General features: G+C 58.4%; 25 protein-coding genes and 1 tRNA gene. 13 read left to right on the top strand and 13 right to left on the bottom strand.

The window, feature by feature from the left end; genetic code table 11:
- The first annotated feature begins 81 nt into the window (after positions 1–81).
- From AC0QKW_RS04460 to AC0QKW_RS04470, 3 genes are all read left to right on the top strand, one after another.
- Positions 82–1494, top strand: a complete 1413-nt coding sequence (locus AC0QKW_RS04460; RefSeq protein WP_473149852.1) for a DEAD/DEAH box helicase — start codon at positions 82–84, stop codon at positions 1492–1494.
- Positions 1495–1610: 116 nt separating this feature from the next.
- Positions 1611–1808 carry a hypothetical protein gene (locus AC0QKW_RS04465; protein ID WP_473149853.1) on the top strand — a complete coding sequence of 66 codons (198 nt, stop codon included), beginning with the start codon at positions 1611–1613 and terminating at the stop codon, positions 1806–1808.
- Positions 1809–2079: 271 nt separating this feature from the next.
- The gene (locus AC0QKW_RS04470) at positions 2080–2574 is read left to right on the top strand and encodes a Tic20 family protein (RefSeq protein WP_473149854.1); all 495 of its coding nucleotides are present in this window, start codon (positions 2080–2082) and stop codon (positions 2572–2574) included.
- Between the two features lie 9 nt (positions 2575–2583).
- Here AC0QKW_RS04470 and AC0QKW_RS04475 read toward each other — a convergent pair whose 3' ends face one another.
- Positions 2584–3372, bottom strand: coding sequence for a fumarylacetoacetate hydrolase family protein (locus AC0QKW_RS04475; protein ID WP_473149855.1), 789 nt, complete (start codon positions 3370–3372; stop codon positions 2584–2586).
- Positions 3373–3549: 177 nt separating this feature from the next.
- Between AC0QKW_RS04475 and rpsF the strand changes: the two genes are divergently transcribed.
- The 3 genes from rpsF (at position 3550) to AC0QKW_RS04490 (ending at position 5831) form a co-directional block, all read left to right on the top strand.
- Positions 3550–3918, top strand: coding sequence for a 30S ribosomal protein S6 (rpsF, locus tag AC0QKW_RS04480; RefSeq protein WP_473149856.1), 369 nt, complete (start codon positions 3550–3552; stop codon positions 3916–3918).
- A 230-nt stretch (positions 3919–4148) separates the two neighbouring features.
- Positions 4149–4694 carry an Npun_F5560 family protein gene (locus tag AC0QKW_RS04485; protein WP_473149857.1) on the top strand — a complete coding sequence of 182 codons (546 nt, stop codon included), beginning with the start codon at positions 4149–4151 and terminating at the stop codon, positions 4692–4694.
- Positions 4695–4778: 84 nt separating this feature from the next.
- Positions 4779–5831: a Rieske 2Fe-2S domain-containing protein gene (locus tag AC0QKW_RS04490; RefSeq protein WP_473149858.1), complete on the top strand. Its 1053-nt coding sequence runs from the start codon at positions 4779–4781 to the stop codon at positions 5829–5831.
- 166 nt (positions 5832–5997) lie between these two features.
- Here AC0QKW_RS04490 and AC0QKW_RS04495 read toward each other — a convergent pair whose 3' ends face one another.
- Positions 5998–6735, bottom strand: a complete 738-nt coding sequence (locus tag AC0QKW_RS04495; RefSeq protein ID WP_473149859.1) for a hypothetical protein — start codon at positions 6733–6735, stop codon at positions 5998–6000.
- A 194-nt stretch (positions 6736–6929) separates the two neighbouring features.
- Here AC0QKW_RS04495 and AC0QKW_RS04500 point away from each other — a divergent pair, with 194 nt between their 5' ends.
- A complete protein-coding gene (locus tag AC0QKW_RS04500) occupies positions 6930–7793 on the top strand; it encodes an S-layer homology domain-containing protein (RefSeq protein WP_473149860.1) in 864 nt (287 codons plus the stop codon).
- 61 nt (positions 7794–7854) lie between these two features.
- On the opposite strand, the gene ftsH is transcribed toward AC0QKW_RS04500, so the two are convergent.
- Together ftsH and AC0QKW_RS04510 are read right to left on the bottom strand one after the other, a co-directional pair.
- Positions 7855–9723: an ATP-dependent zinc metalloprotease FtsH gene (ftsH, locus tag AC0QKW_RS04505; protein ID WP_473149861.1), complete on the bottom strand. Its 1869-nt coding sequence runs from the start codon at positions 9721–9723 to the stop codon at positions 7855–7857.
- A gap of 185 nt (positions 9724–9908) precedes the next feature.
- Positions 9909–10196, bottom strand: coding sequence for a YkvA family protein (locus tag AC0QKW_RS04510; protein WP_473149862.1), 288 nt, complete (start codon positions 10194–10196; stop codon positions 9909–9911).
- Between the two features lie 184 nt (positions 10197–10380).
- Between AC0QKW_RS04510 and AC0QKW_RS04515 the strand changes: the two genes are divergently transcribed.
- The 3 genes from AC0QKW_RS04515 to AC0QKW_RS04525 all read left to right on the top strand — a co-directional run bounded on the left by AC0QKW_RS04515 (position 10381) and on the right by AC0QKW_RS04525 (position 13861).
- The gene (locus AC0QKW_RS04515; protein ID WP_473149863.1) at positions 10381–11445 is read left to right on the top strand and encodes a cation diffusion facilitator family transporter; all 1065 of its coding nucleotides are present in this window, start codon (positions 10381–10383) and stop codon (positions 11443–11445) included.
- Positions 11446–11690: 245 nt separating this feature from the next.
- Positions 11691–13190, top strand: a complete 1500-nt coding sequence (locus tag AC0QKW_RS04520; RefSeq protein WP_473149864.1) for a cryptochrome/photolyase family protein — start codon at positions 11691–11693, stop codon at positions 13188–13190.
- Between the two features lie 215 nt (positions 13191–13405).
- A complete protein-coding gene (locus tag AC0QKW_RS04525; protein ID WP_473149865.1) occupies positions 13406–13861 on the top strand; it encodes a hypothetical protein in 456 nt (151 codons plus the stop codon).
- A gap of 109 nt (positions 13862–13970) precedes the next feature.
- Here AC0QKW_RS04525 and AC0QKW_RS04530 read toward each other — a convergent pair whose 3' ends face one another.
- From AC0QKW_RS04530 to AC0QKW_RS04545, 4 genes are all read right to left on the bottom strand, one after another.
- Entirely contained in the window at positions 13971–14426 is a 456-nt protein-coding gene (locus AC0QKW_RS04530) for a Fur family transcriptional regulator (protein ID WP_035985320.1), read from the bottom strand.
- A gap of 125 nt (positions 14427–14551) precedes the next feature.
- Positions 14552–15268, bottom strand: a complete 717-nt coding sequence (locus AC0QKW_RS04535) for a 16S rRNA (uracil(1498)-N(3))-methyltransferase (protein WP_473149866.1) — start codon at positions 15266–15268, stop codon at positions 14552–14554.
- 707 nt (positions 15269–15975) lie between these two features.
- Positions 15976–16707, bottom strand: coding sequence for a 2-phosphosulfolactate phosphatase family protein (locus tag AC0QKW_RS04540; RefSeq protein ID WP_473149867.1), 732 nt, complete (start codon positions 16705–16707; stop codon positions 15976–15978).
- 175 nt (positions 16708–16882) lie between these two features.
- Complete coding sequence (locus AC0QKW_RS04545; RefSeq protein WP_473149868.1) at positions 16883–18199, bottom strand: DUF4912 domain-containing protein; 1317 nt, start codon at positions 18197–18199, stop codon at positions 16883–16885.
- A gap of 493 nt (positions 18200–18692) precedes the next feature.
- Between AC0QKW_RS04545 and AC0QKW_RS04550 the strand changes: the two genes are divergently transcribed.
- Positions 18693–19454: an LmeA family phospholipid-binding protein gene (locus tag AC0QKW_RS04550; protein ID WP_473149869.1), complete on the top strand. Its 762-nt coding sequence runs from the start codon at positions 18693–18695 to the stop codon at positions 19452–19454.
- Positions 19455–19472: 18 nt separating this feature from the next.
- Here the strand turns inward: AC0QKW_RS04550 and AC0QKW_RS04555 are convergent, their stop codons facing one another.
- The 3 genes from AC0QKW_RS04555 to AC0QKW_RS04565 form a co-directional block, all read right to left on the bottom strand.
- Entirely contained in the window at positions 19473–21221 is a 1749-nt protein-coding gene (locus AC0QKW_RS04555) for a potassium channel family protein (RefSeq protein ID WP_473149870.1), read from the bottom strand.
- A gap of 95 nt (positions 21222–21316) precedes the next feature.
- Entirely contained in the window at positions 21317–21517 is a 201-nt protein-coding gene (locus tag AC0QKW_RS04560; protein ID WP_473149871.1) for a hypothetical protein, read from the bottom strand.
- Positions 21518–21525: 8 nt separating this feature from the next.
- Positions 21526–22602 carry a RuBisCO accumulation factor 1 gene (locus AC0QKW_RS04565; RefSeq protein ID WP_473149872.1) on the bottom strand — a complete coding sequence of 359 codons (1077 nt, stop codon included), beginning with the start codon at positions 22600–22602 and terminating at the stop codon, positions 21526–21528.
- Between the two features lie 157 nt (positions 22603–22759).
- Between AC0QKW_RS04565 and AC0QKW_RS04570 the strand changes: the two genes are divergently transcribed.
- Positions 22760–22832: transfer RNA gene (locus AC0QKW_RS04570), tRNA-Ala, on the top strand.
- A gap of 47 nt (positions 22833–22879) precedes the next feature.
- Here the strand turns inward: AC0QKW_RS04570 and AC0QKW_RS04575 are convergent.
- Complete coding sequence (locus AC0QKW_RS04575; RefSeq protein ID WP_473149873.1) at positions 22880–23842, bottom strand: tetratricopeptide repeat protein; 963 nt, start codon at positions 23840–23842, stop codon at positions 22880–22882.
- Between the two features lie 452 nt (positions 23843–24294).
- On the opposite strand from AC0QKW_RS04575, the gene AC0QKW_RS04580 reads away from it, so the two are divergent.
- Positions 24295–25914: a B12-binding domain-containing radical SAM protein gene (locus tag AC0QKW_RS04580; protein WP_473149874.1), complete on the top strand. Its 1620-nt coding sequence runs from the start codon at positions 24295–24297 to the stop codon at positions 25912–25914.
- A 17-nt stretch (positions 25915–25931) separates the two neighbouring features.
- Here the strand turns inward: AC0QKW_RS04580 and AC0QKW_RS04585 are convergent, their stop codons facing one another.
- Positions 25932–26390 carry a pentapeptide repeat-containing protein gene (locus AC0QKW_RS04585; RefSeq protein WP_473149902.1) on the bottom strand — a complete coding sequence of 153 codons (459 nt, stop codon included), beginning with the start codon at positions 26388–26390 and terminating at the stop codon, positions 25932–25934.
- Positions 26391–26549 lie beyond the last annotated feature (159 nt).

The following is a 26549-nucleotide window of genomic DNA, read 5'->3' on the forward strand; positions in this document are numbered from 1 at the left end:
GCCTGCTGAGTTTTTGCCCCTTCGCATTTCAGCCTGCTGAGGTTTACGCCGTCCCATTGTCCACCGTCCCGAGGAATCACCATGACCTTATCGTTTGCCAGTCTGGGGTTGTCTGAAGCCCGCGTCAAGCACCTAGAAGATATGGGCTACGCAGAACCCACAGCCATTCAGGCGGAGGCTATTCCTCACCTGCTTTCAGGGCGCGATCTGATTGGCCAGGCCCAAACCGGCACCGGCAAAACCGCCGCCTTTGCTCTGCCTCTGATGGAGCAACTCGATGCCAGCAACCCCGCTGTGCAGGTGCTGGTACTCACCCCCACCCGTGAGCTGGCTATTCAGGTGTGCCAGGCCATGCGTGGTTTTCGGATCGACGGTCGCCCCAAAGTACTGGCCATCTACGGTGGTCAGTCGATCGATCGCCAGCAAGAGCAGCTGCGGCGCGGTACTCAGATTGTGGTGGGCACCCCTGGGCGCGTGCTCGACATGCTCAATCGGGGCAGCCTTAACCTCCAAAGCCTGGGCTGGCTGGTGCTTGATGAAGCTGATGAGATGCTCAACATGGGCTTCATCCAAGACGTCGAAAAGATTCTTAGCAAGGCTCCCGGTAATCGTCAGACCGCCTTTTTCTCTGCTACCATGGCTCCCGCCATTCGCGAGCTGGCCACCAAGTTTCTCCAGTCTCCGGTCACTGTGACCGTGCAATCGCCCAAGGCGTCGCCCAAGCAGATTCAGCAGGTGAGCTATATCGTGCCCCGAGGCTGGACTAAAGTGCGCGCCCTCCAGCCAATTTTGGAACTTGAAGACCCCGAAACCGCGATTATCTTTGTGCGCACTCGCCGTACAGCGGGCGACCTCACCCGCCAGCTCCAGGCGGCGGGCTATAGCGTCGATGAGTACCACGGCGACCTCAGCCAGTCCCAGCGGGAGCGGCTGATGCTGCGCTTCCGCCAGCAGCAGGTGAAGCTGGTGGTGGCTACCGACATCGCCGCTCGGGGCTTGCATGTCGATGACCTCACCCACGTGATCAACTTCGATATGCCCGACGCCATGGAAAGCTATGTGCATCGCATTGGCCGCACTGGGCGAGCGGGCAAGAAAGGGGTGGCAATTTCTCTGGTCACGCCCCTAGAAAAATACAAGCTGCGCCAGATTGAGCGCCACACCAAGCAGCCCATGACCCTGGTGAAAATTCCTACCCGAGCAGAGATCGCGGCCCGCAACCTAGAACGCCTGCGCAGTCAGGTGCGTGAAGCCATCACTAGCGAGCGACTGGCGTCGTTTTTGCCCATCGTTTCGCAGCTTAGCGAAGAATATGACCTGCGCACCGTAGCGGCGGCAGCCCTGCAAATGGCCTACGACAAGACGGTGCCCGCCTGGCAGCGGGAGCACCACAGCAGCGAGCCTGAGGGGGGTGGTACTCCTATGCCTAAAAAGCGCAAGGGCAGTGGTGCGGCCAAAGCCGAGTCTCGGGAGGTCAGCAAGGCTAAGGAATAGATATAGCTTGCGTTTGATTGCGTATGCCAGCACACAGCATCTTCCCTAGGGCATCCTAAGATTAAGAGATTAAGGATGGTCAGGTCAGGTAATCCTGACCCAGGGAGGTGGCCAGTATGTTGGTAATAATGACCGATAACCAACTCATCTCACCCCAGGCGGTGTGCTGTAGTTGCTTGATGGCCGATCGACATGGTCAGCCCCGGTGGCAGCAGGGCACTCTACGCTGCGGTCACCAGGTGGCTAGCCTAGACCAGGCTCAGCCGGCTCAGTTTGAGTGTCAGATGGGCTTTCGAGTAGCTGATATAAGCTAGATTTTGAGCTTCGTACTAAATCCTGTTGGTCTACCCCCGGCTTGTAGAGGCATTGTGCTGCAATGCTCCTTAAGGGGTGTCGGTTTTAAGCCTGGGTTGTGTGACTCGGATTTGGCATGACTCGGTCGGTAGGCTAAGGCTGGAGATTTTGTAGGCTAGTGCTGATGCTGGTGGGGCTGGCGGTACGGGCGCTGGGGGGATGAAAACTGGCAAATTCAAAAATTGCGATATGGTAAGGCTGTAGCCCTTGGCCGATCGCCCGGAGAAACTTATGACCTGGAGCAGCTCTCCTAACCCCACTATTTTGGATCGCATTTTTGCGGCTCTGCCCTACGTCTTGCCCATTACCGCTGGTCTGCCCTATGGCTTTCAGCTGATTAGCCAGTTTCCGGTGTTTGGGTTTTTACTGCTGCCCCTATCCCCCCTGATCACCCTTTACGCTGGTCTAGAGCGCACTATTCCGTTTTTTGGGTTAATCGTGTTTTTTGCGCTGATTTTGCTGGTGGTGCGCAACGAAAATATCAGCCGATTTATCCGCTTCAACACCATGCAGGCGATTTTGCTGAGCATTATTCTGGCGGTGTGCGGCCTCATTCTCAGTCTGCTTGACCCCAGCGTGTTTGGGGCGCTGCTGTCGAGCACGCTGGCCAATGTGCTGTTCTTGGGGATGCTGCTCTCCGTGGGCTTCTCTCTAGTGCAGACCTTTCGGGGCCTCTACGCTGAAATTCCGACGATTTCTGAAGCGGTGCATATGCAGGTTCGCTAGATCCCGAAGCTATGCTGGCAATGTAGGTCGTAGATCTACCGAGTTTTCTAAGACGCCGATGCCCTCGATCTCTACCCTGATGCGATCGCCCACTACAATCGGCCCCACCCCTCTGGGGGTACCCGTCAAGATGACGTCGCCGGGCAGCAGGGTCATAATCTTGCTGATATAGGCCACTAAGTAGTCAGGGCTGTAGGTCATATCTTCAACGACGACAGACTGCACTGGGGCGGCCTGGTCGTTAAGAAAGGTCTGAAGTCTAGCACCAGGGCCTAGCTCCCTCACGATCCACGGGCCGAGGGGGCAAAAAGTGTCGAAGCCTTTCGCCCTAGTCCACTGGCCATCTTTTTTTTGCAGGTCGCGGGCGGTGACATCGTTGGCAATCGTGTAGCCCCAGATTTTTGTTCGAGCCTCTGCTAAGGGCACATGGGCACAGCGATCGCCTATTACCACCGCCAGTTCGCCTTCATAGTCAACTTGGGCGGCCTGGGGAGGGTAGTAGATGGGTGCCCCTGCCGCTGTGACCGCCGTAGAGGGTTTGATAAACAGCAGCGGCTCAGGCGGTGTACTGGTATCCATCTCGGCGGCGTGGTCAGGGTAATTTTTGCCTACGGCCACCACCTTTGACGGAGCACAGGGGGCTAGCAGCACGTAGCTGGTGGAGGCCAACTCTAGGTTCGTGGGCTGTCCCTGGAGCCAGGGAGGGGCATCTAGCACTTGGACGCTGCGATCGGGCAGTAGCAGTCCGTAGTGTAGCTGTCCGGTTTGAGCCTGAACCCTAACGTAGCGTTGCGCCATAATTTTCTAACTCTTAATTTTCTAACTCTGGGCCTGCCAATTCTTGGTATGATTGTAGATCCTTGTCTTTGCGCCAGTACCTAGGGTGTAGGTGAGTGAGTGGCAGCGACTGCCATCAATGCTTAACTGATGCCCATTTTTGGCTGCCAAAGGCCACTATGTCCACAAGGAGTTTTTATGAAAGCCTACATGTACGAAACCATGTACATTTTGCGGCCCGATCTCAACGATGAGACTATTGATGCCACCATTGGCAAATATCAGACTATGCTCAAGGATCAGGGGGCCTCGATTTTAGAGACCCAGCACCGGGGCAAGCGCCGCCTGGCTTACGAGATCGATCGCCACCGAGAAGGCATCTATATTCAGATGAACTACACCAGTCCGGGCTCTGCGATCGCCCCCCTAGAGCGCGCCATGCGCCTCAGCGATGAAGTCATTCGGTTCTTGACCGTCAAGCAGGAGTCCGACGAACCCCTGCCCGCCGAGGTCGAGGAAGCCGCTGAGCCCGTCGCCGTCGCGGCGACAGCTAGCGAAGAAGAATAGAACTTTTTTCTTTGACAACCGCTGGCCTGTCTGACCTTTGGGTTGGGCAGGCCAGCGGTTTATCGCATCATCAATTTTAGATGTGCCACTTTTCTCAGCAGGTGCTATAACTTAGCTGCACTTAAGCTTTTAGGGCTAACATTTACGTTGTTCTGCCTGGTTAGGTGCCTAGGTATAAAGTATTTGGGGCATCGGGGCAGTAAATTGAATTTTGGTGTGGGAGTAGTCTTGTGACACAGTCTTCATATACAGACATGAACGAGCACCAGGCTGAGATCGTCCGGCTAGAGGCAGAGCTGGCCATCCGTGATCAGCTGGTGCAGCAGCTTTCCCAGGAGCTATTTCGGCTGGTTAAAGGCAACGCCGGTTTTGTGCCCAGCCCTGAGGTTTCTGAGCAGCACCAGGCAGAAATGACTGCCCTGCGCGACCAGCTTCACGCTGTAGAAAAGCAGATCGACTTTTATCAGGGGCAGCTCGAAGATCGTGATGGAGAAGTGCTTCAGCTCCGGCAAACGGTGCAGGAATTAACCGATCGCACCCGCATGTTAGAGCAGGTGGTGCAAGAATTGCCCACGGTCTACCGCCAGAAGTTTGCCGAGCGCATGGATGCCGTAAAGCAGCGGGTGGCCGAAATTCAGCGCGAAAATCGTCAGCTCCAGGCCGAGCTTCAGAGCGTCAGCTATCGCCTGGCTATGCGCACCCGCCGCAGTCAGCGGCTAGAGCTACCAACCCTCGAGCAAGACGGTCTAGACGGTATCTCGCTGCCGTCGTTTTAGGCTTGGCCTAGCGCGAGACATTCCCCCTACCCTTCCTCTGCTAGAGTATTGGATGCTCTTACAGTTGGAGTCAGCTGAAAGCCTGTGGTCGCCGTTAACGACATCTACCTGCTGCGCAATATTTGGTATCATGCCCTGCCCAGCCACGAGCTGAAGGTAGGTAAGATGGTTGCCAAAACCCTGCTCAACGAGCCCATTCTCTTTGGCCGTACCGACGAGGGTAAAGCCTTTGCCATTCGAGATATCTGCCCCCACCGGGCGGTGCCCCTCAGCTGCGGGCGCTTTGATGGAGCCGAGATAGAGTGTTGTTACCACGGCTGGCGATTTAATGAAAATGGCAAATGCACTCAGATTCCGTCGCTAATGCCCGAGCAGCGAATGGATCTGAGTCGGTTTGACGTGCGGTCTTACGACGTCAAAGAGGTGCAGGGTAATATCTGGGTCTACATGGCCGACCCGGCACGACCTCAACCCCCCAGGTTTGACGTGCCTCGGGTACCGGGCTTTAGCGACGATGCGCGGCCCGCTCTGACCTATACGATGCGCTTTCCCTGCTACCTTGACCATGCTGTAGTGGGGCTAATGGATCCGGCTCATTCGCCCTTTGTCCATCGGTCTTGGTGGTGGCGGGGGGCTACCCTCAACGACGAGATCAAGTGGTTTGACCCATCGACCTACGGTTTCACCATGCGCAAGCATCGCATGGGTGAAACCATGGGCTATGGCTACTGGTTAATTGGGGGGGTGCCCGACAACGAGATTGTCTTCTACCTTCCCGGCGTTCGCACTGAAGAGACCACCACGGCCAAACACCGAGTAGTCAACCTCACCACCGTCACGCCCCTTACCGACGACCAAACCGACGTCACCTTTGAGCTGTACTGGGATCTTCCCTGGGGTGGTCTGCTGAAGCCTATTTTGCCGCCGCTGATTCGATCGTTTCTCGGCCAAGATCGAGATGTTGTGATTAAGCAGCAAGAAGGGCTCAAGCACGAGTCGGTGCTGCGCTTAATTAAAGATTCTGACACCCTGGCCCGCTGGTACTACCAACTCAAGAAAGAGTATCAACGCTCCCAGGAAGAAGATCGAGAGTTTGTTACGCCTGTGAAGACCCAGCTTTTAAAGTGGCGGGCCTAGGGAGACGTCTTGGAACAGTTCTGACCAAGAAAACACCCAGGGATTCTAAGCCCTCCCGAGGGCTCAGAGCCTGAGCCCTCGGGAGGGCTATCTTCTTTTACGGAGTTCTCCTTGGCTCAAGATCTGGGCTGCGACGAGCAGGCTTGAGCCGCACGTTGGTGTGGGGCTAGAGGCAGCCCTCGGCCCAGGTCACCGACGGAAACTGCCCAGCTCGGAATTGGGTAACTCGGCCCTGGTCGTCGGTTTCAAACACCAGGCGAAACATGTCTTCGCCCGGGTCTCTGGGAGTGAACACCACGGTTTTACCCAGGGTGACGGGGTTTGAGGTGGCTTCGAGCTGCTGGCCGTAGGCTTGCACCAGGTCGCGTTCTGTAGAGCCGATGCGAATACCGCTGCGGGTATTGGTGAAGCTGCCTGGCCACACGTCTATGCGGAGCACTGTGCCGTTGATGGCCATCAGGCCGATGGGTTCACCGTGGTCTTTGATGCGATAAAACTGGCACTCGCCAGTGCCAGCATTGTCGATGGGAATGGGGATTAGCCCTTTGGCTTCGAGGTCGTCTAGCTCCATACCGATGCGGATGGGGCCAAGGCCAGTAGTTTTGAGAGGAGAGGCCAATAGGGCGAGGGTAGGAACCGCCTCGACATCGGCCCCTGGCGCCTGAGCAATGGCCCGCTGCATTACCCGCAGGGAGCTGAGGGGGGCGAGTACGCCGTTAAGCAGCACCCTGGCCTGAGGAGTGTAGTAGGCTGTTTTTTGGCTGAGGGCGGGGGTGGCCCCACTGCCATGGGTAGCCTGAGCCATGCTGCTGGAGCGTTGGCCATAGCCGATGGCAACTAACCCAGTAAAGGCGGCGGCGATCGCAGCGATGGTGCCTAGCTGTTGTTGTCTCCCCTTAACCATTGCTCCAAACCAGTGAGTGAAATTCTATAGCCTCAGCCCAAGCAAGACTTATCATAGTAGGCAAGCTCAGTCAATATGACATTCCTACTCATGTTAGTGTAGCAGTCGCTGCCCACCTGTCCTCAATGTCGTTGCCCCTTCGCCGCTTGGCTTGGTTGCGAGCCAGCGCTAAATCCTTCTCCAGATCGCGCCCATTGTACCTAGCTTCCCTCGCTCTGCTGGCGATCGCGGCGGGTAGCACGCTAGCCGCATGGACGGGGCATCGCGATCGGGTGGCTGACACCACCGCACGGCTGCTGTCGACCCCGCCCACCTCCAGCCCTGGATGGAGAGGGCTAGCTCACCTCTGGAAACCAGCGGCAGAACCACAAACTCTTTTGACAGTGCCGCTGCCGACGCTGCCCCAACCCCTGCCCCCTGGCGAAGCTTGGCCTGAGCTGCCCCTCGTTGAGGGGCAAGAGTTTACAGATATAGATCTCAACCACTGGGCCTGGCCCATACTGGCAGACCTAGCCCAACGTGGCCTGGTGTTGGGCTTTCCCGATGGGGCATTTCGCCCGACTGCGCCCATGACCCGAGCCGAGTTTGCCGCCCAGCTAGCGCAGCTGTTTGACTTTCCCCTCAATCGAGAGCCGCCGTCGGCAACCGCTTACCCAGACTTAGGTGCTGACCACTGGGCCTATGCCAGTGTGGCCAAGTCAGTGCGGATGGGGTTTCTCACGGTTGACGCCAAGGGCGAGTTTTTACCCGATCAGGCTGTGACGCGCATTCAGGTGATTGTGGCCCTGGCCAATGGGCTTATGCTCAAGTCGAGCCGCGGTACTGCCCCGGTACTGGCTATCTACAGTGACCAAGATCAGGTGCCCCCCTGGGCGATTCGTCAACTGGTAGCCGCCACGGAGGCTGGCCTAGTGGTCAACTATCCTGACCGCGGCCTGCTTGCCCCCAATCAGACGGCCACCCGAGCTGAGGTGGCGGCCATGCTGCATCGAGCGCTGGTCTACACCGGCCACCTGCGAGAGGTGCCCTTCGCCTACGCAGTCGAGGCCCCACGCTAGCTGATCGATGCTGGGGGCCTTGACCACGTAGGCATTATTACTGAAGGTATGTCCTGGTGATCTAGATGACCCGATCGGGGTCTTGCACCTGCTTAAGCTGGTTTCGCAGGGGTTCACCTTCGATCACCTCGGTTTCCATCAGCTGCTGGGCCAAGGTTTCGAGCAATTCTCGGTTTTGTTTGAGAATGCTGAGGGCGCGCTGGTGGCCCGCTTCAACCAGAGATTTGACCTCTTCATCAATGGCCCGGGCGGTCTCTTCGCTGATGGGGCGGCGGGCGCTGGGCATGCCGTTGTCGAGAAAGGCGTTGCGTTGGCCGCGATCGTAGGCCAACGGCCCCAGCACCTGGCTCATGCCGTAGGTGGTGACCATTTGCTCGGCCAGGTCAGTGGCCCGCTGGAGGTCGTTGGAGGCTCCGGTGGTGATGCTGCCAAAGACAACTTCTTCTGCCGATCGCCCGCCCAGCAGCGTGGCAATTTGTCCCTTTAGCTCTGCCTCATCCCGCAGAAAGCGATCTTCGGTCGGCAGTTGCAGGGTGTAACCCAACGCCGCCATGCCGCGCGGCACGATAGAAATTTTTTCGACCTCGTCGGTGCCGGGCATCATCGCTCCCACCAGGGCATGGCCGACTTCGTGGTAGGCGACAATTTTCTTCTCTTTGTCGTTGAGCACGCGGCTTTTTTTCTCTAGACCCGCCACCACCCGCTCGATCGCCTCGCTAAAGTCTTCTTGCTCTACAACACTGCTGTTGCGCCGGGCGGCCAGCAGGGCGGCTTCGTTGACCAAGTTGGCCAAATCGGCCCCGGCAAAGCCTGGGGTGCGGGTGGCGGTGGTCTTGAGGTCGACGGTGTCGGCCAGCTTCACATCCTTGGCGTGAATGTTGAGAATAGCTTCGCGGCCCTTGAGATCGGGGCGATCGACTAGCACCTGGCGGTCAAAGCGACCGGGGCGCAGCAGTGCCGGGTCGAGGGTTTCAGGTCGGTTAGTGGCGGCGAGCACGATCACGGTGGTGTCGCCTGCCTCGAAGCCATCCATCTCGGTGAGCAGCTGGTTGAGAGTCTGCTCGCGCTCGTCGTTGCCGCCGTAGAAGCTGCTGCTAGAGCGCGACTTGCCGATTGCATCCAGCTCGTCAATAAAGACGATGCAGGGCGACTGTTTCTTCGCCTGATCAAACAGGTCGCGCACGCGGGAGGAACCAACGCCCACGAACAGTTCGACAAATTCAGAACCGGAGATACTAAAGAAGGGAACGCCCGCTTCGCCCGCAACGGCCTTGGCCATCAGGGTTTTGCCGGTGCCGGGAGGGCCGATCAGCAGCACACCCTTGGGAATTTTGGCCCCTAGGTCGGTGAAGCGCTTAGGCGTCTTGAGAAAATCGACTACCTCTACCAGTTCGGCTTTGGCCTCTTCGACCCCGGCCACATCGTCGAAGGTGATTTTGCCTGCGTCGCCTTCAACGTAGACCTTGGCCTTGCTCTTGCCGATAGAGAGCGCCCCCTGGGGGCCACCGCCGTTGCGGGCTAAAAAGAATCGCCACACAGCAATGAAAATCAGCGGTGGAATCACCCAGCTCAACAGACTGCCAAACCACTGACCCTTGGGCGGCGGCACGGCGGCAAACTCGACGCCGTTATCTTCTAGCCGCTGGGGTAGTTGTAGGTCAAAAATCGGAGTGGTGGTATAGACATCGCCAGGCTCGCCCGTGGCGGGGTCTTTGATTTGGTAGCGGATCTCGTTTTGCCCTACAGAGGCCCGCACCACCTCTTGCTCATCGATGCGGTGAATGAACATGCTGTAGGGCTCACGGGCGGTCTGGCTGCCAAACAGGCTAGAAAAGAGAATGTTGAGCAGCAATAGGCCAGTAGCGGCCCAGAGGACGATGTTGGCAATCTGGCGCGATCGCGGCTGTTGAGGGTCTTTGTTTACAGGCATGCTTCAAACTTTAGAGGTTGGCTTTTGAATATCCCTCTTGGGATCGGCAGGGGTAGGTGTGAGAGGATGTTGGATTGGAGATTAATCATTCAACAGAACTATCAATCTGCCGAAGAGTCGCTTAGGATTTTTCTGTCTCAGTAATCGGCTGTATCCCCAGGCTGTAAGCCACTGCTAGGGCACCGCTAGTTAAAATCCACATCGACGGTGGTGTTGGCGGCATCGGGCGCATCAGATCGCAGCCCCGAGCGCTTGTTGGTCAGCCCCGACAGCACGATCTGCGACATGGCACCGATAAACATAGAGGCCACCACGGCATCGTCAATCCAGCCGATGATGGGGATGAAGTCGGGGGCAATGTCGATCGGGCTGAGCAGGTACAGCAGCGTGGCACCAGCCATTAGCCAGCGGTATTTAGGATTTTCAAGGGTGCGCTTATACCAGTCGTAGAAAGCCTGGGGAGAAGGGTTCATGGGCCAAGGTGGAATGCAATGCCTTTATGGTGCCACGGAACCCCGAGGTTGCTCCTTGGTGGATAGCCGCCCGCCCAGGGGGGCGAGGCCGAACTTTTCGGTGGCTTTGAGGGGCAGTTATGGGCAGGGGTGGATAGCAGCGGATACCATAGCGCTTTAGTAGGTCTTCTATCCTCACCCGATCATGCCTTCTCCCCTAACTGCGCCGTCGGAGCCTGTGGTGTCCCCCACCCCGGCTGAGCCCCATCATGGGCATGAACACATCCCCGAGCACGGGCACACTCACGAGCACGGGCACACTCACGAGCACGGGCACGGGCATGGGCATACCCACGGGGCGATCGATCCCGAAATTGCCAGCAGCGATCGCGGGCTGTGGGCGGTCAAGTGGTCGTTTGTGGGGCTGGCGGCAACGGCGATCGCCCAGGCGGTGGTCTTTGCCCTCTCGGGCAGCGTGGCCCTGATGGCCGACCTGATTCACAACGTGGGCGACGCCATGACCTCGCTGCCCTTGGGGGTGGCCTTTTTGCTGGCTCGCGCCAAGCCTAGCCCCCGGTTTGCCTACGGCTATGGTCGAGCTGAAGATCTGGCCGGGGTGGCGATCGTGGCGGTCATTTTCTTCAGCGCCCTGATCACCGGTTATGAGTCTGTGGAACGACTCCAGCATCCTCAACCGTTGGATCATTTGGGGACGCTAGGGTTGGCGGCGATCGTCGGGTTTGTTGGCAATGAACTGGTGGCGCTGTTTCGTCTGCGGGTAGGGCGCGAGATCAACAGCGCCGCCCTGGTGGCTGATGGGCTCCACGCTCGGGCCGACGGTTTGGTAAGCCTGGCGGTGCTGGTTAGCGCGATCGGTGTGGGGCTGGGCTATCCCTGGGCCGACCCGGTGATGGGTCTAATCATTACCCTGGTGCTGCTGCAAGTGGTGTGGCAGTCGGCCCAGACGGTGTTTACTCGTCTGCTAGATGGGGTAGATCCGGCGATTCTCCATCGTCTGCGCCACGAGGTCGAGCATGGGGTAGGGAATGCGGCAGCGGTGAGCGCCGTGAAAGCACGGTGGTCAGGGCATCGGCTCTACAGCCAGGTGAGTCTGGGGGTAGAGCCAGCGCTGTCGGTGGCCGAGGCCGATCAGATTGCCGCCCAGGTCAAAGCCCACTTGCAGGCCGAGATTCCCTACCTGGGGGAGGTTACGGTTCACCTGCACCCGCAAGCTCAGGAGATTTCTGAGCAAGACAATATCCCTGTGTAGAGGCGCAGAGCGCTCTGGGAAGGCGACAAAAATACCGAAGATTGTTGTCGCCAGCATCGGCCTAATACGAAATCCTCCTTGGCTACCCCCGATGCAGCTGGGCAAACAACCGTTTTCCCCTACGGTTTGGCCTTTTGGGAACCGGGGTTATGGGACTCGGATTTGGTATGAGCACCCACCCTGATGAGTTATCTCCATCTCAATAATGGGCCACAATCAAACAGTGAGTTTGTAGGGGCAGCGCCATGGCGATCGGGGTTTGGGTACTGGGCAATCAGCTGTGGCGCGATCAGGCGGCTTTGGCCAGTTGCGAGAGCCAAGATGCCCAGGTGCTCTTTGTTGAATCCACTCAATTCGCGGCAGAACGCCCTTACCACAAGCAAAAGCTGGTGCTCGTGTGGTCGGCCATGCGCCATTTTGCCGATGAGCTGAAGAATGCCGGGTGGTCTGTGACCTACCGCATGACCGACGACACCGAAACTGCCCTGCGCGATTGGATTGATGCTCAAGACATCACCGAGCTACGGCTTATGGACCCGGTGGATCATCCCTTCACCGCCTGGCTCCAGGAGCTTGATCTGCCCTGTGAGCTAACCACGCTCGACAACAACCTCTTTCTCTGGAGCACCGCCGACTTCAACACCTGGGCCGACCAGCGCAAGGGCCTGCTGATGGAGAGCTTTTATCGCGAAGGCCGCAAGCGCTTTGATGTGCTGATGGAGGGCAAAGACCCCATCGGCGGCCAGTGGAACTTCGACAAGGACAACCGCAAATCGCCCAAGGGCAAGCTCAATACCCCTGCTCCCCAATGGTTTGAGCCTGATGCCACCACCGAGGCGGTGATGGACAAGGTGGAGGATCTGGAAATTCCTACCTTTGGAGGCGTTGCTCCATTTTACTGGGCGGTCACGCGGGAGCAGGCGCTGCAAGTATTAGATGTGTTCATTGCAGAGCGTCTGGAAACCTTTGGCCCTTACCAAGACGCCATGGTCACGGGCGAAGACACCATGTGGCACGCCCTGCTGTCGCCTTACTTAAACCTGGGCTTACTGCATCCCTTAGAGGTGATCGAGCGGGCGGAGGAGGCCTTCGCCGATCGCGACCTGCCGCTCAACAGCGTAGAGGGCTTTATTCGCCAGGTGATGGGCTGGCGCGAGTATATGCGCGGTTTATACAGCCACTTTGATGCCAACTATGCCCAGCGCAACTGGTTTGACCACCAGCAGCCGCTGCCCGAGTTTTTTTGGACTGGCGAGGTCGAGATGAACTGCCTGCACCAGGTAATCGACCAGATCCACCGCACCGGCTACGCCCACCACATTCAGCGGCTGATGATTCTCAGCAATTTTTCGCTGATTGCCGGGTTTACTCCCCAGGCAGTTGAAAACTGGTTTCACGCGGTGTTTATCGATGCCTACGACTGGGTGATGCAGACCAATGTGATTGGCATGGGGCTGTTTGCCGACGGCGGGCTGCTGGCCTCTAAGCCCTATGCCTCGTCGGCCAACTACGTGAACAAAATGAGCGACTACTGCAAGGGCTGCCGTTATAGCCTCAAAGCGCGCACTGGGGAAGACGCCTGCCCGTTTAACTTCTTTTACTGGGATTTTCTCCATCGCCACCGCGACAAGCTGCAAGCCCAGGGCCGCATGAGCTTCATTTTGAAGAACTTGGACAGGATGGATCAGGACGAACTGGATGCCATTCAGCAGCAGGCGCAGGATTGGCACACGGCCCATCCGTAACCAGAGGTTGTGTTTTGTGACGGTTTGGGGGCGCGATCGCAGCCCCCCCAGCCCAGAAAGTTAGAATTCAAAGGCGAATTCCCCTTAGGATCCCCTCTGCCCTCTTGTGAAAGGGGGACTTGATTAGATTTCTATGGCGAGAGCTGGGGGACATCAACGCTGACCAAGGCTCGTTTCAACACAGCGAGCAACGCCCTAATCTTGACTCAATAACTATGGTTCAAACCGCACCTCAGACCCCAGCCAGCACCCTGCCCGCCGACAGCTATGTGGTAGTGGGGCTGGCCACCTGCTACCTGCGCCATGAGGGCGAAACCCTCGAAATTCAGGTACTTGAGCCGGTTCCCTCCGCCTACCTCCAGTCAGTGCTCCAGGGCATTCCTACCTCCTACACCGCCATCTGCGGGGCCACCCTGGCCCAGGCCCAGGCTCTCAACCTGGCCGAGATCGCCGCTGCCCCGGCCCAGGCCTGTGCCGACTATGAAGAGCGTTTGCAGGCCGCTGCCCGCACGTACCAATCGCGGCCCGAGGCGGTTAATCTGGTGCCCGTGGGCACCGTCAAGCGCGATCTCAACCACTCCACCGAGCGCAAGCGGGTGCTCAACAGCCAGCGCAAAATCTCGAAAAACGACAACGTCAAGCAGCACAAATATACCCACGAAGTGCTGTAGGGGCAAACGGTTGTTTGCCCTGCGGAGTCACACCAGACAAAATCTCTATACCCAGGATGCGGAATGGGGGCGATCGCCGTTCGCCCCTACGCCAGACACCCAGAATGCCCTAGATCGGCACGATCGATCGCTGGCAGGTCGGGCAGATGCCGTGAATTAACAGCTGGCAGTCGAGAATGTGGTAGCCCGAGCGATCGGCGGTTTTAGCCCCTACCTTGAGCACCGAGTCGTTTTTAAACTCAATGGTTTTGTTGCACCGCACGCAGATCAGGTGGTGGTGGTGGTGGGGTGCGGGCTGGTTAATCTCGTAGCGCTTTTGGCCCTCGGCTAGCTCTAGCTCGCGCAAGATGCCCATGCGGGCCATCAGCTTGAGGTTGCGATAGATGGTAGACAGGCTAATCGGTTCTCCCTCTTTCTCCAGCAGTTCGCAGAGGTCTTCAGCGCTCAGGTGGGTGCTCTCAGGCAGATTTTGGAAGGTTTTGAGCATGGTCTCTCGCTGGGGAGTCATGCGCCAACCGCGCTCGTTGAGTTCGGCTTTTAGGGCTGATGGAGTGTAAGCCGCCACAGCGTGGTTCCTCTCCGCTAGATTTCCAATAACTCGTCGTTAATGAGAATAGTAGCGAATCTAGTCACGCATTTGCAATAAATTCTACCTATTGAGAATGACTCCGAAGACGACTTTAGAAGTCTTTAGATTTTTTGAGCCTGGGCGGCAGTGACGAGGGTAATAGCCGCCAGAGGCGCTGTCACAGCCCTGAGAATATGGGCCCCTAGGGAAACGGGCCGAAACCCGGCGGCGATCGCCCCTGCTACCTCAGCCTCAGTCCACCCCCCCTCAGGCCCAGTGGCCACCGTGGTGGGCAGCGATGGATCGCTGGCCTGGGCTGCCGCCAGCAGGTGGGGTGCATCTCCCCGTGCCACACAGATCCACTGGTTGCCGTCCCCGGTTTGCTTGAGGTAGTCACGCCAAGGTAGCGGGGCCAAAATTTTAGGCAGCAGCAGGCGCTCCGACTGTTCGGTGGCTTCAGCGGCGATACGCTGCCAGCGCTCTAGCTTTTTGGGGTTGGGCTGGGAAAGGGTGCGATCGCTGATCACCGGCTGTAGGGTGCTCACCCCCAGCTCTGTGGTCTGGCGCACGACCTCGTCAAAGCCGTTGCCCTTGGGCAGGGCGATCGCCAGAGTAATGGGGGGCTGTCCCCTCTCAAAATCAGTGACGGTGGGCACCAGGGCCGCCAGATGAGGCTCAGGAGACAGCGTAGCAATCCACCGCTGTCCTTCTCCGTCAAGGGCCACAAACTGCTGCCCTGGCCCCAGCCGCAGTACTCGATAGAGGTAGTGCTGCTGAGAGTCACTGAGGTGCAGATGGTCACGCTCCACCTGGCTCGGCTCAACCATTAACCGCTGCACAGCTTTTTCCTCTCTCCCAACGCTCAGACTCTATTCTCAATCATCCGACTGGCCTAAAACTGACTCCAACCAAAACTCCCCTTAGCCTGGAATATTCACCCGGATAGTAGCGATCATCTGGCATGCCCGCGCCAGTGCAAATTTACTCGAAAGCCAGCTCCTTCAGCCCGATTCCTGTGGCTACGGAACTGACAGGCATGTTCCCAAGGTCACGAATCACCCAATCTAGGGTTACAGCCTACGACACTCGTTTCGCCTCGTGCCATCGGGCGAAACGAATGGCGCTCCAAAAAACTAAGGCCCCCAGCCCGAAAGCTGGAGACCCTGGTTTTTTAGAGGTTTCAGTATAGTACGTCCCTTATAAAAGCCTTGCGGCTCGTAGCCAATATAAGCGGATCGACGTAAAGAACAAATAAGCCCTCTGTAAAGGTTTTTTCAAGCCTGCCGAACAGTTGCCTCTAGCATCGTCAGCAAAGCTTCAACGGCCTGCATCCTTTGCTTTTGGCACCAAATCCGAGTCCCATAACCCCGATTCCCAAAAGGCCAAACCGTAGGGGCAAACGGTTGTTTGCCCGGCTGAATCAGGGGTAGCCAAGGAGGATTTGGTACTAGCTGTTGCTATCGTGGTCTGCCTCACCACGCAGAACCCCAGGGCGAGGCTCCGCCAACGTGCAGCAATGCCCCGCTCCGGGGCACATGCCTGAGACTCAAAGCCCCAGCACCCCGACTTCGTGCTGGCGGGGCACGATGTTGAGCACGTCAAGCTGGGCGCAATATTTGAGGTCGGCTTCGTTGTCGAGGCGCAGCAGCCGCTGGCCGTGACTGGCGTAGTGCAATAGGTCGAGCAGCTGATCTTGCCATTGCAGGTAGAGGCTGACGGCGGCGATCGCGGCGTCATTTCCCGCTAGGTCTTTAAATGTCTGCCCGGTGGCGGCAATGATGCCGTGGATGATGGCTCCGGCGCAGACAGTGTCTTCTAAGGAATAGGTGCCCTCCCAGCCCGAGCCCACAACCCAAACGGTTTCTGGGTTGTGAACTAAAAGAAAATTGACTACGGCCTGGCGGGTGGTGAGGGCGGCGGTGATCACCGTGGGGGCGTGCTCAATGCGCTTGAGGCAGCGGGTGCCGTTGGTGGTGCTCATAAACAAGCGCTTGCCCCCCGATCGCTCGGGAGAGTGATCGAGGGGTGAATTGCCCAGGTCGCAGCCCTCAACCATGCCGCCGCCCCTTTCGCCCGCTCGCAGGCGCTGGTCGGCTGGCCAGGCGGCGCTGGTGGTCAGCAGGTCGTCAATGTCGCTAAACACCTGAATCGCCTCGGCCCCCGCCGCCAGCGCCGCCGCCATGGTGGTGGTGGCGCGCAGCACGTCAATGGCGATCGCACAGTCGGGCACACCCTGTTCAGGCACTTCTTCGGGAGTATGGAATAGAAATAATTTCACAGCGTAGGATTTTTTTTAGGGTTTTTATGGGCTAAAGTCTGCGCTAGCCAGCAAAGGCAGCAACACCCCATTCTATGCGGGGAGTTGTCCCATTATTTGAAAAAAAAGGCAAAAAAAGGAGCGCCATCAGAGGCACTCCTTAACTTGTGATTCTGCCGTTAAGCAATCGGGCAGCCTAGGGCAGCCACTCCAACACCGCTTCGTCACTGGTGTTGGTGCGGCGCGAGGGGGTAGCGCGATCGAAGGTCATGTGGATGGAGCGAGTTTGCTCACCATCGGCCGCTACCGCCATGATTGGATAGTCAATATTGCCATCTTGGAACGACATTTGGAACCGGAAGGTGCCGTCGGAGTTGAGCTTGATCGGCTGGCCGCCAATGGTGACGGTGGCGTCGGGCTCGGTAGCCCCGTAGACAATCAGCTCAGCGTCGGCAATCAACCAAAACTTGCGGGGGCGAATGGGTGGTGCCGAGGCCGAGAACCCAGCCCCAGACATGGTCAACCCAGCCCCAGACATGGTTAGCCCCGCACCCGACATGGTCAGTGCGCCCACAGACCCAATGCCCGACATGGTGGGAACTGCGGCTCCAGGAATGGCTCCGGGCACAGCCCACAGCCCCGCTCCCGAAGGAAACACGTAGGAGCTAACAGCCTTTTCGGGGGCCATAGAACCAGGTACGTGGGAACCTGGCACATGCTGCATGGAGCCAAACAGCGACCCTGCCACTCGCATCGCCTCGGTGGCCTCGGTCATGGTGTAGAGCTTGTCGTAGATGCCATTGACGCTTTCGGCGGCGCGCTGGCTGGGGTGCTTGAGAGTCGCCACAGTCTTGCCGCGCAGGTCAGCCTGCCAATCGACGGTGACGAAATGATCTTCGACCCAGTCGGAGGGGTAGACCGGAGGAATGTGAACAGGCAGCGATCGCGCCAGCACCAGCCAGCGGCCATCGCCTGTGAGGTAGCCAATCTCGGCCACATAGTCGCGATCGCTCACCGGAATTGGTAGATACCACTCCCGCGCCATCTCGTCGCACTCATACTGCTGCAAACTGTGGGGCGTTTGGCGCAGAAAATCGATATCGGTGACATCGTAGAAGCGTAGGGCCAACCGCGACCCGCCCTGCCGCCGCAGCTCATCTTTGTGGGTGTGGGGGATATCCCAATAGCAGTAGGCCCACTGGGGATCGCGAGGCATGAGCACAATGCGGCTTTCTCCGTAGCCACTGGGGAGGTCGGCCAGACCTTCGTCTACGGTGGCCAAAACCTTAACTGGGGGCGGGGCTGTGTAGCCAGGGGTAGGCCCAGCACTCACCCCAGCCATAGCTGGCGCAGGCGCGGGCTGCATTACCCCGCGCTTGGCGTCAATAGCTTGAATGGCGGCGATCAGCTCGGTCTTACGCATGCGGCTGTAGCGAGACACTTCATACTCACTGGCCACCTTGCGGAGCTGCCGCAGGGTCATTTCTTCCAAGGGCGGGCGAGGGGATGACATAGAGCATTCTCCTGAATAGAAAGACCACTTAGAGAAAAACAAGCTTAGGAAAAGACAACATAGAACCAAAGCCGGTGGCAGCGTAACTGGGGTAGTTCCACCGGGCCTGCCAGCGATCCCCATCTTTGGTGACAGGCCGGGCAGATCGGAAATCGCCAGACCCTCAATGCCAACCTGGCGGACATCGAGAAGAAGCCGGGGATCGCTGCTTGGTTTGCACTATGACAAAAACCGCCTCTGGGATCAAGCCCTCTATCAGGCTTTTCTCCAAGACCCAGCGAGAGATTGGGGGCTGGGGGATCAATTTGTCATGTTTTCATGACAAATTGATCCCCATAAGTATGATTGCGTCAAATTTTCATGACATAAAGCAGGAGCTACAGACGTTATGGGGTCTGTGATCTCTCAGGCTTTCGGCTGAGGGGTGTGGAGGAATGGCTTCTGTTGGGGGTTGGGCTGTTAGAGTTTGGGATGTTCTCTGCGCGATGCGACTATGACCTCTGACCCGCCCTCCCCAGCCGAGTCCGATCCTAAGGGCAGCCGTATTATCAGCCGTCTGCTGCCGCCCGCCATTCGCCTGTGGCTGCACAGTCAGCTCGACCACATTGAAGGGCTTGAGTTTGCGATCGACGGCAAAGACCGTCAGATTTTGGGTGGCTACCTGCCTGGGGTCAACTTGGCCGCCCGTCAGGCCGTGTACCGAGGGCTGCACGTCAGCCAGGCCCAGCTCGGCGCTACCGATATTCGTGTCAATTTGCCCCAGGTGCTGCGGGGCAAGGCGCTGCGGCTGTTGCAGTCGTTTCCGGTAACCGGTCAGGTGACGGTGCTGGCCGACGATTTACGGGCGTCGCTCCAGTCACCCCTCTTAGGTCAAGGTCTGCGCGATGTGTTGACCCAGCTGCTGGTCGGCGTTGAGGATCACGTAGCTCCAACACAGTGGTTGCGAGAGAGTGCTGCCCACAGCGCCGTTGACATTGCCCTGGCACCCGATCGCCTGACTTTGCGCTGGCCGGGAGATGCCCCAACGGCAGATGCCCTAGAGCTAGCCACTGGGCTGGCTATGGAAGAGGGGCGCTGGCTGTGCCTCTGCGATCCGGTGGCCAGGGTGGTCTCTGGTGAAGGAGAAGGGCGATCGCCCATTGCTCTTCAGACCACCCGCTTTGACCTCGGCCCAGAGGTCGACATTCAGCAGTTAACTGTCACCGCCACGGGCATTGCCTTGGTCGGCACCGTGCGCGTCATCCCCGCTGACTGATGATCTACCGGGCGTGACCTACCCGCGTCGGTCTTCGGTCATGGTTGCCGGTGTGTACTGAAGGCAGTCGAGGCGGTGGGCGGGCATGGTGAGATAGAGCACATCGCCGTCGGCTAGGGTGACATCCAGCAGGTCGTAGCCATGCAGGGTGCGATGGGCCGATTCGATGTATAAAGGCACCAGCTGGGCAGTCTTGGCCACCGCCTGAATGGGCTGGTTGTAGAAGGGATGGTGGGGGGTGATCAGGGTAGCGATCGCTACCCAGAGCAGATCCCCAGACATGCCATTGCCCAAAATGCGCCCCCCCAGGGCAGCGGCGGCAAAGGTGGGAGCAGCCAGATCCATCGGACTGAGCACCTGGTCAAACTCAAACACCTGCTGCACCTGCTGAGCAAACCCGGCATCATAGATACGCACTACAGCAGGCACTTGGGGGCTAATGCTGCGGGCAGTGAGGGCAATTTCGAGATTGACCGTGTCGTCGCTAGTGACCACCAGTAGCGCCTGAGCCGAGGTTAAGTTGACGGTCTCAAGCGTAGAGGCCATGTTGGCATCAGCAATGATGACCGGCATCTTGAGTGCCTTGACCGAGGGCAAAAAGCGATTGTTGGCATCTTGCTCGACCACCACCACCTGGTGCCCAGTTTTTTGAAGATGGAGGGCAATGCGGTAACCCACGCCCCCCAGACCACAGACGATGTAGTGGTGCTGGCGCGGCATACGGGCCACGCTCCACAGGCTCTGAAAGTGGGAGCCCAAAATAAAATCGTTGAGCAGGGCGTAGCAGATGCCAATCACCCCCGCCCCCACGAGCATCATCACGGCGGTAAACACCTTGATGGCGGCGGAAGCATTTTCGGCCACCTGTTCCTGCCCGCCGGCCCCGGTGATCATGCCAACCGAAAAATAAAGCGCGTCAACCCAGGCAGTATCGAGGCTGTGCCAAAGGTAGGTAAAGGTGGCCAGGCCAATGGTGATCAGCAGCGCCAAAATCACTAGCAGGGTGGCACGGGCGCGGCGGCGACCGTGGTCGAGGGTGACCCATAGCCGTTGCCAAAACTGCGACACCTGGCGAGAAGCCAGCCTGGGCTGCTGGGGCTTGGTGGCGACGACGACGCGATCGCCCACCTGTAACTCTGCCCCCGTCACCACGGCTGTGACCAAATCAATTGGGCTGCCAGCGGAATGGTAGTGAATCAGTAGCTGCGATCGGTTGTCCCACAGGGCTTTGAGAGGTTTGCCGTGCCAGGGGTGGCGGTTGTCGATCACCTCTTCGTACATGGGCCAGGTGAGGTCAAACAGGCACAGCTGCCCGATCGCCCGATTGCCCCGTGCCGCAAAGGCAAACAGCGGTGCTGACAGTGCCGCCGAGCTGAGGCTGACGTGGTGAGGCAGGGTGTGGTCGAGACGCTCCCCCAGGCTGATGTTAAACAGCCGATTGACGATGCGAATGTTGGGGTTGAGGATGCGGGCCTGGGTCAAGATCGCCAGGTTGAGGGCATCGTCAGAGGTTGTCAGCACCAGGGTTTGGGCCTGATGAATGCCCGCAGCCTTGAGGGTGGCGGGCGATCGCAGCTCTCCTACCACCACCTCACCCATGACCTCGGGCAGAGGATGGTAGCTCACCCCCACTACCCGCGCTCCCTGCTGGCGTAGCAGGCTAAAGATTCGCAGCCCGGTACGCCCCAGGCCGCAGACAATAATCTGGGGCTGCGAGGGTGAAGAAAATTCCGCAGGTTTGAGGGAAGTCACCACCATGGCCGCCATTGCAAACGCTACGTTTAGTTGTCGGCGCTAAGGATGGCCATCGCTGTAGTCTGGGGCACCTTGTCGTAAAAGTTTAATTGGGTCTGATCTACCCTCTACTCCCCAATTTCCTCACTCTTGCCCCGCACTGGCGGCAGCTTTTCCACCAGCCCCATCTCAAAGGCCGTATCCGGCAGCTCGCCAGCGATGTACTTGCCCGGCTCAAACATGCGGCCAGGGGTAAAGCAGACCTGCCGTAGCTCTACAATCTCTGTATTTAAAAACATCGATCTCGATAGCCGTCGTTCGATCGCCATAAAACCTCCTATTCGTCGATCTGCCAGAGTTCGCGGTTGTAGTTTTCGTCGAGAATGCGCTTGGGTCGTAGAATGAGCACCACTTTGCCCAGCACCGGGGTCTCTAGAGCCGTCGGCGACCAGACGAGGGTGAGCTGATCGCCCGTGGCGGTGAGAAAGTAGCCGTCGTCTTCCCAGGTGCGATCGCTGCGATCGACCACCACCAGCACCGTCTCGTCAGGCCCGTCGCTGGGGTAGTTGGGCAGTTGGCGAGCCTGGGTCAGCACCCCCACCGGGTCTTCGGCCCGAAAGATCACCTGCCAGCCGGGCACCGCAATCCAGGCGCTGGTACCGGTGGCGCTGACCATGCCAAAGGGCTCCTCGGCAACTACCACCGGCACCGCCTTGAGGTCATCCACCGTCAGCGGTAGCTGCCCCACCACCGGAATCATGCGGGGTAAGTCGTTCTCAGTTTCAAGGCGGTAGAGCGGCAGACGAGGGGCAGGGCGACTTTTGACCACGGTAAAATCGGTCAGCAGCTTCTCGATCTGCTGGCGGGCCTCGGCACTCTCGGCAAAGCGCAGCCCCTGGGCAATCAGCCGCGATCGCTCGGCCAGGTCATCTTTTTGTCGGGCCAGCTTCCAAAAATGGTAGGCGATCGCATCTCCCGGCCCATCGCCAAAGCCCTCGGGGTTGTTCTTGCGGTAGCTATATTCTTTGATTGGCTTGACCAGATCGCGCACTTCCTCAGAGTCAAGCCCGTGCTGGCAGGCAAAGTCGGCGGTGCTGGCCCGCTCAGCCTGGGAGAGGAGCCTCATTTCGTAGAGCGAATCGCTACCCTGCCGGGTAAAGTGAGCCTCAGTCGCTGACGCCACCCCCACTTTGATCAGCGACTGATAAACCTGCTCAGCCACCACAATCTGGTTTTGCTGAATGGGCTCAAACCCAGTTTCTTCAAAAATTTGCTGGGGGTTGAGGCCTGCCTTTTGTAGCGCCTGGCAACCCTGGGCCCAGTCTACCCAGGTACCCTCTTTGCGGCGCAGCTGTTGCAGTACGCCCTGCACAGCATCGGCGTCGGGGGGAGTTGAAGAACCAGGGGAAGCCATTGCCATTGCCACAGTAACACTACACCCCCTGACTCTATCGCGGATGGCTCCCCGCCATCGCTGTCATTGCGCAAAACTTGGAAAAAATTGGGGTTGACGAGCGTACCTTCCTTAGGTCACTATAGTTGATGCGCTCAGGAAACGACCTGATGCACGGGGGGCTATAGCTCAGTTGGTAGAGCACTTGCATGGCATGCAAGGGGTCAGCGGTTCGAATCCGCTTAGCTCCATATTTAATCTATAGATAGTTTGCCTGTCTTTGAGGTTGATAGGCAGTCTATCTGAGACTAAGGCGGTTATCTGACCCCAGGGTCGCCACTCGCTCTTGGCTGAGAGCCTCGTAGCAGGCTTTGATGTCGTCGATTAAAGCGGCGGCTATCTTGGTGTCGCCTGAGGTACAGGCTATGGAAAGATGCTGCTGAAGATAGACAATCGCCTGATTGTGATTTCCCATGGCCACGCTGGCCTGGGTCAGCTGAGTGAGAATGCGCCGGGTGGTGCGGTTGTCGATCGCCCCTGCGCCGTTTTGGCTCAGAGCTAAGAATCGTTGGTAGCAGTCGATCGCCTGGGGATACTCTCGCAGGGTGAGGTAGGTGTTGCCCAGATTTTGCAAAATTTGCAGCTGGGTGGCGCGATTGCCCAGGGTCTTGGCCATCATGAGGCTGGCTTCGTAGAGGGTGGCCGCCTGGCGGGTTAGCCCCTTGGCCCGGTAGATCATGGCCAGGTTGTTGAGCGATCGCATTTCGGCAGGGCGATCGCCGAGCTTTTTGGCAATATTTAGGCTTTGGCCCATATATTCTAGGGCGCGCTGCTGGTTACCCAGGTGGCGATAGCTGTTGCCTAACTGCCCCAAAGTTTGCTGTATCAGCGCCTCATCCCCCAGTTCGCGGGCTACTCGTAGGCACTGCCGCCCGTAGTCTGCCGCCCACAGGTAGTCGGCGACGCGATAATACAGGTTGACTAGGGTAAGCAATACTTGGGCCTCGCGTTCTTTACGGCCCAGATTGCGGTAGCTGTGTAGTGCCTGCTTCAGTAGAGAAAGCGCCTGGACGTACTGGCCCTGCTTCATGTGGGCCAGCCCCTGCTTCAGGCACCGGTCAGCCTGCGAGGCCTGGTTTTGGTGATAGCCTTGGGCAATGCGTTCGGCCTGGGCCAGCAGAGACGAGTCACGAGGCACGCGCACCGTAGCCTCGTCGGCAAGAATATAGGTGGGGCGAATGGGAGGAGTTGAGGAAGTCATAGGCCAAAGCCTCAGAACCGCTAGGGGAATGTTTGCCGAGGTCGCATCTCTATACAGTAGGGAGGTAGATCGCAATAGCTTAATCGTAGATTTATACTCCCTGGGTAAACACCGTACTTTCACCACATATGTGGGTAGGATAGTACCCTTTCTGCGCAAATTAACGGATAGAGACAGAGGCGATGTCAGCAAAAGTATTGCTTCTTCCCGCCGGGGTGTAAACCAAGTCCAGCTCGGGTTTTGTCGTCTGTCTACCGGCAGCACTCGACTTCGCAACTGGAATCGGGTTTAGATTCACCGCAGCCCGCGTTGAGCGGTTCATACAAGGTTTATAAACCCCTTTTGCCTGGCTCAGTAATCTCACTACCCGTCACCCCTGCCCTAGGTTAAAGCATCCCTCGCTGATTACACTGGATGAAGCCTTGCTGCCCAGAGCCTTTCTCCTTCTCCCCATGGCCCTCCTCCCGTTTCAGGACGAAACCCTGTTGTTTGAGCCCGTCGCTTCCCAGGACGGGGCTCTGGGGGTCGTATTTGCCTTCCCCAATGAGTACACCGTAGGCATCACTAGCCTGGGTTACCAGGTGGTGTGGGCCACCCTGGCCCAGCGGAGTGACCTGGAGGTCAGTCGGCTGTTTACCGATGGCTATGAGCCGCTGCCCGCTGTCATCGATGTGCTGGGTTTTTCGATTTCCTGGGAGCTAGATTATGTCAACCTGCTGGCGTTGCTAGAGCAGCTGGAGATTCCTTTATTTGGACGCGATCGCACCGACGATCATCCCCTGGTCTTTGGCGGCGGGCCGGTGCTCACCGCCAACCCCGAGCCCTTTGCCGACTTTTTTGATGTGGTGCTGCTGGGGGACGGCGAAACCCTGCTCGACGACTTTTTCGACGCTCTAGTAGACCTCAAATCGGCCAGCCGCGCTGAGACTCTGCGGCGGCTGGCCCAGGTGCCGGGCATCTACGTGCCCTCGTTATACACCGTCACCTACGACGGCCCCACGGGCGGGGTGCGCCACCTTCAGCCGGTGGATGCTGGCATTCCGGCCACAGTGCAAAAACAGACCTACCGAGGCAATGTGCTCTCGGCCTCTACCGTGGTCACCCCCCACGCCGCCTGGGAAAGCATCTTCATGGTGGAGGTGGTGCGCAGCTGCCCGGAGATGTGCCGGTTTTGCCTGGCCAGCTATCTGACTCTGCCCTTTCGCCCCGCCAGCCTCGAAGCATCCTTGATTCCTGCCATTGAGCAGGGGTTAGGCGTGACCCAGCGGTTGGGGTTACTGGGGGCTTCGGTGACGCAACATCCCGAATTTGACACCTTGCTTGACTATTTAAATCGGCCCCAGTTTGACGATGTGCGGGTCAGTCTGTCGTCGGTGCGCACCAACACCGTCACCCCCAAGCTGGCCGAGACCCTGACCCGCCACGATAGCCGCTCGATCACCATTGCGATCGAAAGCGGGTCAGAACGGGTGCGCCATATCGTCAACAAAAAGCTAGAGACCGACGACATTGAGCGTGCCGCCGTCAACGCCAGGGCCGGTGGCCTCAGCGCCATGAAGCTCTACGGCATGGCCGGAGTGCCGGGTGAAACCATGGATGACCTGGAGCAAACCGTGGCCCTCATGCTGCGGCTCAAGAAGGCGGCCCCTGGCCTGCGTCTCACCTTTGGGTGCAGCACCTTTGTACCCAAGGCCCACACCCCCTTTCAGTGGTGTGGGGTGAATCAAGCCGCTGAAAAACGGCTCAAGTATCTGCAAAAGCATCTGCGATCGCAGGGCATTGATTTTAGGCCCGAGAGCTACAACTGGTCGGTGATTCAGGCGCTGATTTCGAGAGGCGATCGCCGTCTCGCTCCCCTGCTGGAGCGGGTGCGTCACTACGGCGACACCCTGGGTAGCTATCGCCGTGCCTTCAAAGACTTCCAAGGCCAGCTGCCGCCCCTGGACTACTACGTCCACACCGACTGGGATTTCGATGCGCCTCTGCCCTGGGATCATCTGCTGGGGCCACTGCCCAAGACCACCCTGCAAAAACATTTTGCAGCAGCGGAGGTAGGGGCTATACCCGCATAACTAGCGGAGTGTATCCCCTACCGACACCCTAAGCTATCCCGCGTGGCAACGCCTGTGGTCTCATTTACCCCGGCGGCGCGCTTGCACATTTGGGCGGTTTGAAAGCGATCGATAATCGCCCCCGAAAAGTCGGCCCCGGTGATATTGGCCTCGCCAAAGCTGCTGCTGGTCAGCAGGGCATCGGTGAAATTGGCGTTGGTAAGGTCGGCCCCGTCAAAGATGACGCGATCGGCGAAGGTGCCTGACAGGTTGGCCCCGGCCAGGTTGGCCCTCACAAACGAGGCTTTGGTAAGAATGGTGCGGCTGAGGTCGGCTTTCTCAAAATTGGCTTCTCTCATCTCTGCTGCCGCAAAGGAGGTGCCTGACAGCTGCTTGCCCGAAAAGTCGCGGAAGCTCAGGTCGGTGAGGGTGTAGTCTACCGTGTTGTCTTGGGCGTAGGCGGCGGCGGGCAGGATGGCTAAGGTGGCGATCGCCATCACAAGGGCACAGACCACAGCAAAAACTCGAGGCAGAGATAAAGACATAACCACGACCAGAGAAGGGGCAATGAGCGATCGCCCGTGCCCATCACTCGGGGGCTGTTAGATGGGCTCAATGGGCAGGCTTCGCTTTGCCCATCCTACAAAGTTTTGGGC

The sequence above is a fragment of the Pseudanabaena sp. PCC 9330 genome, from assembly GCF_055795045.1.

What these genes read in the sequence shown, in the direction of transcription:
- AC0QKW_RS04460 (WP_473149852.1), top strand. Translation starts at nt 82, where the DNA reads ATGACCTTATCGTTTGCCAGTCTGGGGTTGTCTGAAGCCCGCGTCAAG.
- AC0QKW_RS04465 (WP_473149853.1), top strand. Translation starts at nt 1,611, where the DNA reads ATGTTGGTAATAATGACCGATAACCAACTCATCTCACCCCAGGCGGTG.
- AC0QKW_RS04470 (WP_473149854.1), top strand. Translation starts at nt 2,080, where the DNA reads ATGACCTGGAGCAGCTCTCCTAACCCCACTATTTTGGATCGCATTTTT.
- AC0QKW_RS04475 (WP_473149855.1), bottom strand. Translation starts at nt 3,372, where the DNA reads ATGGCGCAACGCTACGTTAGGGTTCAGGCTCAAACCGGACAGCTACAC.
- rpsF (WP_473149856.1), top strand. Translation starts at nt 3,550, where the DNA reads ATGAAAGCCTACATGTACGAAACCATGTACATTTTGCGGCCCGATCTC.
- AC0QKW_RS04495 (WP_473149859.1), bottom strand. Translation starts at nt 6,735, where the DNA reads ATGGTTAAGGGGAGACAACAACAGCTAGGCACCATCGCTGCGATCGCC.
- ftsH (WP_473149861.1), bottom strand. Translation starts at nt 9,723, where the DNA reads ATGCCTGTAAACAAAGACCCTCAACAGCCGCGATCGCGCCAGATTGCC.
- AC0QKW_RS04510 (WP_473149862.1), bottom strand. Translation starts at nt 10,196, where the DNA reads ATGAACCCTTCTCCCCAGGCTTTCTACGACTGGTATAAGCGCACCCTT.
- AC0QKW_RS04515 (WP_473149863.1), top strand. Translation starts at nt 10,381, where the DNA reads ATGCCTTCTCCCCTAACTGCGCCGTCGGAGCCTGTGGTGTCCCCCACC.
- AC0QKW_RS04520 (WP_473149864.1), top strand. Translation starts at nt 11,691, where the DNA reads ATGGCGATCGGGGTTTGGGTACTGGGCAATCAGCTGTGGCGCGATCAG.
- AC0QKW_RS04525 (WP_473149865.1), top strand. Translation starts at nt 13,406, where the DNA reads ATGGTTCAAACCGCACCTCAGACCCCAGCCAGCACCCTGCCCGCCGAC.
- AC0QKW_RS04545 (WP_473149868.1), bottom strand. Translation starts at nt 18,199, where the DNA reads ATGTCATCCCCTCGCCCGCCCTTGGAAGAAATGACCCTGCGGCAGCTC.
- AC0QKW_RS04550 (WP_473149869.1), top strand. Translation starts at nt 18,693, where the DNA reads ATGACCTCTGACCCGCCCTCCCCAGCCGAGTCCGATCCTAAGGGCAGC.
- AC0QKW_RS04555 (WP_473149870.1), bottom strand. Translation starts at nt 21,221, where the DNA reads ATGGCGGCCATGGTGGTGACTTCCCTCAAACCTGCGGAATTTTCTTCA.
- AC0QKW_RS04560 (WP_473149871.1), bottom strand. Translation starts at nt 21,517, where the DNA reads ATGGCGATCGAACGACGGCTATCGAGATCGATGTTTTTAAATACAGAG.
- AC0QKW_RS04565 (WP_473149872.1), bottom strand. Translation starts at nt 22,602, where the DNA reads ATGGCTTCCCCTGGTTCTTCAACTCCCCCCGACGCCGATGCTGTGCAG.
- AC0QKW_RS04575 (WP_473149873.1), bottom strand. Translation starts at nt 23,842, where the DNA reads ATGACTTCCTCAACTCCTCCCATTCGCCCCACCTATATTCTTGCCGAC.
- AC0QKW_RS04580 (WP_473149874.1), top strand. Translation starts at nt 24,295, where the DNA reads ATGGCCCTCCTCCCGTTTCAGGACGAAACCCTGTTGTTTGAGCCCGTC.
- AC0QKW_RS04585 (WP_473149902.1), bottom strand. Translation starts at nt 26,390, where the DNA reads ATGGCGATCGCCACCTTAGCCATCCTGCCCGCCGCCGCCTACGCCCAA.